The organism is Streptomyces spiramenti (assembly GCF_012034385.1).
GTDB classification, from domain to species: domain Bacteria; phylum Actinomycetota; class Actinomycetes; order Streptomycetales; family Streptomycetaceae; genus Streptomyces; species Streptomyces spiramenti.
Genome location: NZ_JAAVJB010000332.1, coordinates 1 through 4,254, shown reverse-complemented (window position 1 = coordinate 4,254; position 4,254 = coordinate 1). Strand labels below are relative to the sequence as shown.

Below are 4,254 nucleotides of genomic sequence, written 5' to 3'. Positions count from 1 at the left end.
CAGGCGGTCAGCTGGGCGGCCGGTGCCAGCGGCGGCCGGGCCGCGGCGGTGTCGGCGGCCCAGGCCAGATAGGCGTCGGGCCGGACCAGCCACTGGTCGCGCCGCTCCGGGTCCGCCCAGTGCTCGTGGATCGCCCCGGCGACGCCCACGCCGGGGTGGGCCGGCGCGGCGACGGACTCCGGGGTCACCAGGACGTGCCGCCCGGCGCGGAGCGACTCGTACAACCGGCCGCCGCCGCGCAGCGGGACGTCCACCGCCCGTCTCCCGACGAGCCTGTGGGCGCCCGGCGGGGCCGGGTAGCGGATGTCGAGCCCGCTCAGTCGCCCGGCGATGCGCCGCCGCAGCGGCGGCAGGCCGCCCAGCAGCCCGGTCGCCACGGTGCGGCGGAGGAGGTCGACCGCGCTCTCCGCCGTGGCGAGCCGCAGGATGGCCCCGCTGGACCGCACCACGGCGGCGCCCACGGGGTGGCGCTCGTCGTGGTAGCTGTCGAGGACCTCCTCCGCCCCGGGAACGCCGTCCAACGCGGCGGCGAGCTTCCAGCCGAGGTTGACGGCGTCCTGGAGCCCGGTGTTCATGCCCTGGCCACCGGCGGGCGAGTGGATGTGGGCGGCGTCCCCGGCGAGGAAGACCCGGCCGGTCCGGTACTGCGGGACCTGCCGTTCGTCGCAGTGGAACCGGGAGAGCCAGCGGGCGTCGTACATGCCGTAGTCGGTGCCGTGGGCGCGCCACACCGTGTCCCGGACGTCGGCGAGATCCACCGGGGCGCCTGGTTCGCGCTCCTCCGCGGACCAGGCGAAGACGCGGTGGTAACCGTCCCCGAAGGGAGCCAGGAAGGCGACCGCGCCCCGTACGCCGCGGACGGTGAGGGCACCTTCGCCGGGGTCCTCCAGCAGCCGGACGTCGGCGACGACCATCGAACGCAGCACGGACACCCCTGGGAACGGTTGACCGAGTGCCCGGCGGATGGTGCTGCGGTGGCCGTCGGTGCCGACCACGTACCGGGCGCGCACCGTACGGACGGCCGGGGTGGTGGCGGGGTCCGCGCCGGGGGCGCGGCGCAGCCGGAGAGTCACGCCGCCGCCGTCCTGCGCCAGTCCGCTGACCTCGGTGCTCGGCATGCAGCGGACACCGGCCGCCCGCGCCCGGCGGGCGAGCAGCGCCTCGACCTGGAACTGCGGCGTCACCAGCAGGAAGCCGAAGCGGCTGTCGGGGCGGTCGAGCCGCACGGTCACCCCGCCGAAGAGGCGGACCTCGGTGAGCGCGGCACCGGTGGCGACGAGGTCGTCGGCGATGCCGCGGGCGTCGAGCAGCTCCAACGTGCGGGCGTGCACTCCGAAGGCGCGGGTAAGCGGGGAGAGGCCCGGCGCACGTCGCTCCACGAGCGTGACACGGTGGCCGGCGACGGCGAGATCGCCTGCGAGCAGCAGCCCGGTGGGGCCGGCTCCGACGACGGCGACCTCGGTGGCGTGGTGGCGGGTTCGGGTACCGGCGGTGCCGGACATGACTGCCTCCTTGACCGAGTAGGCCCGGTTACGGGCCAACAAGCGTTGGCCATCAGGTGTTGGCCAACGAGTGTTGACGAGAGTAGCGACCCCCTTACCGCGAGTCAACGCTTGTAGGCCAACAAGCGTTGGCCTAAGGTGTGCGCCATGATGCTGGAGGACCCGGCTCGCGCCGCAGACCACGAGGGTTCACGCCCCCCGCGCACCGGCGCGGACGGCCACGCACACGGACCACCCGACACCACTCCGGCGCCCGGGCCGGGCGCCCGCGAGTCCCCTCCGGAGCCCTCCCCGCGGGCCCCGGCCCCCGCCGCCCGGACCACGACCGCCGAAGCTCCGGCCGACGCCCCCGGCGACGCGTCCACCGACGCCGCCGCGCCCACCGGACCCGCTGCGGCGTCCGGCGCGTCGGACCCCACCGGCCCGACGCGCACCGACCCCGCCGAGAACTCCGCAGCCACCGCACCCGAACCCCGCGAGCCCCCCCGGCGCTCGGACGCCACGCGGGCCGCGATCCTCGCCGCCGCAAGGGAACGCTTCGCCGGCGACGGCTACGAGCGCGCCACCATCCGCGCCATCGCCCGCGACGCGGCCATCGACCCCTCGATGGTCATGCGGTACTTCGGCAACAAGGCGGGGCTGTTCGCCGCCGCCTCCGAACTCGACCTGCGCCTCCCCGACCTCGACCGCGTGCCCCGGGACGCCATCGGCGCCACCCTGGTCCGGCACTTCGTACGGCTGTGGGAGGGGAACGAGACACTCGCCGCCGTCCTGCGGGTGGCCGCGACCAACCCGGCGGGCGCCGAACGGATGCGGACGGTCTTCCGCGAACAGCTGGGACCCGCGGTGCGCGGCGTCTGCCCCGATCCGGCGCAGGCACCGGCGCGCGGCGCACTGGTGATGTCACAGGTGCTCGGGATGGCCCTGGCACGCTACGTGCTCCGGCTGCCGCCGGCCGTCACCCTGTCGGAGGACGAGGTCGTCGCCTGGCTCGGACCGACCGTGCAGCGCTACCTCACCGCGACCGAGGCGGACGTCGGAGCCTCGGCCGGGGCCGGAGCACCGCCCCCGCCCCCCGGCGGGCCGGGCGCCCCCGGCGGAGACGGCGAGCACGGGCCCGAACGGGGACGGCGCGCGGAGTAGGGCGGCGGTCGCCCGTCGGCGGACGCCCCGTCGGAGCAGACCGGGACCGGTCGGCGGGCGACTGCCCGTGGCCGGGGCCGGGCGGTCGGGGCAGGGCGGTGGTGTGTCAGCCGTCCGCCCGCGGCCCCACCACCAGCCCCGTCTCGTACGCCGTCACCACCAACCGGGCGCGGTCACGGACCGCCGGCTTGGCGAACAGCCGCGACACGTGCGTCTTCACGGTCAGCGGGGAGACGCACGAGGTGCTCGGCGATCTCCTGGTTGGAGAAGCCCCGCCCGACGAACGCGAGGACCTGCCGCTCCCGTGGCGCCAGATGCACGAGCCTGCCGCAGTCCGCCCCGGCGGCGACGTACGACGGCGGATGTGCTCCGCCGTCTGCGTCGCCCCGGCCGGGAGTCGGGTCAGCGGCCGAGCCGCCGCGCCGCCTCCGTCGCCCAGTAGGTCAGGACCAGGTCCGCCCCGGCGCGCTTGAAGCAGAGCAGCGTCTCGTCGATGGCGCGCTCCCGCTCGATCCACCCCTTCTCGGCCGCCGCCTCGACCATCGCGTACTCCCCGGAGATCTGGTAGGCCGCCACCGGCACGGTCACCGCGTCCGCCACCCGGCGCAGCACGTCCAGGTAGGGCATGCCGGGCTTCACCATGACCATGTCGGCGCCCTCGGCCAGGTCGAGCTCCAGCTCCCGCAGCGCCTCCCGCCCGTTGGCCGGGTCCTGCTGGTAGCTCTTGCGGTCGCCGGTCAGCGAGGAGTTGACGGCCTCCCGGAACGGCCCGTAGAAGGCGGAGGCGTACTTCGCGGTGTACGCCAGCATCGCGACGTCGGTGCGGCCGGCGGCGTCCAGCGCCCGGCGCACGTGGCCCACCTGGCCGTCCATCATGCCGCTGGGCCCCAGCACGTCCGCGCCCGCCTCGGCCTGCACCAGCGCCATCTCCGCGTAACGCGCGAGCGTCGCGTCGTTGTCCACCGCGCCCCGCTCGTCCAGGACGCCGCAGTGGCCGTGGTCGGTGAACTCGTCCAGACACAGGTCGGACATGATCACCAGCGTGTCGCCGGTCTCGGACCGCACGTCGCGGATCGCCCGCTGGAGCACCCCGTCGGGGTCGGTACCGGCCGAGCCCACGGCGTCCTTGTGCTCGGGAACACCGAACAGCATGATGCCGCGTACACCCGCCTCGGCGGCCTCGGCCGCCGCGCGCCGCAGCGAGTCGGGGGTGTGCTGGACGACGCCCGGCATCGAGGAGACGGGTACCGGTCGGTCGATGCCCTCCCGGGCGAAGACCGGCAGCACCAGGTCGGCCGGGCGCACCCGGTACTCGGCCACCAGCTCGCGCATGGCTGCCGAGCTCCGCAGCCGTCGCGGTCGCACCTGGGGGAATCCGGCGTCTTCGACGCTCACATCGGGACCTTTCGCGTCACGGGTCTCTGCACCGGCGCGTCGGGCACGGGTCACCCGGCCACCGGGTCGCGCACGCCGCACAGCCGGGGTCGCTCATGCGGCTCCGCCGCGCTCCACCGCCCGGTGCGGCACGCACTCCTCACGGTACAAGCCGCGGCGCGGCGCGGAGCCCGCCGCCCGGCGCCGCGACGCCGACCCGCGCACGCACCGACGG

Annotated in this window: 2 protein-coding genes and 1 pseudogene; 1 reads left to right on the top strand and 2 read right to left on the bottom strand. The window is 75.9% G+C overall.

Features of this window, described 5'->3' with window-relative positions; translation table 11 throughout:
* On the bottom strand, positions 1-1,502 hold a 1,502-nt coding region (locus HCJ92_RS22700; RefSeq protein ID WP_167935480.1), incomplete at its 3' end, for an FAD-dependent monooxygenase.
* Positions 1,503-2,015: 513 nt separating this feature from the next.
* On the opposite strand from HCJ92_RS22700, the pseudogene HCJ92_RS25210 reads away from it, so the two are divergent.
* Positions 2,016-2,525 (top strand): annotated as a pseudogene (locus HCJ92_RS25210) (TetR/AcrR family transcriptional regulator); the annotation flags it as partial.
* A 522-nt stretch (positions 2,526-3,047) separates the two neighbouring features.
* Here the strand turns inward: HCJ92_RS25210 and hemB are convergent.
* Positions 3,048-4,040 (bottom strand): porphobilinogen synthase, encoded by a 993-nt coding sequence (gene hemB, locus HCJ92_RS22685; protein ID WP_338054334.1) that lies wholly within the window; start codon positions 4,038-4,040, stop codon positions 3,048-3,050.
* Positions 4,041-4,254: the final 214 nt, after the last annotated feature.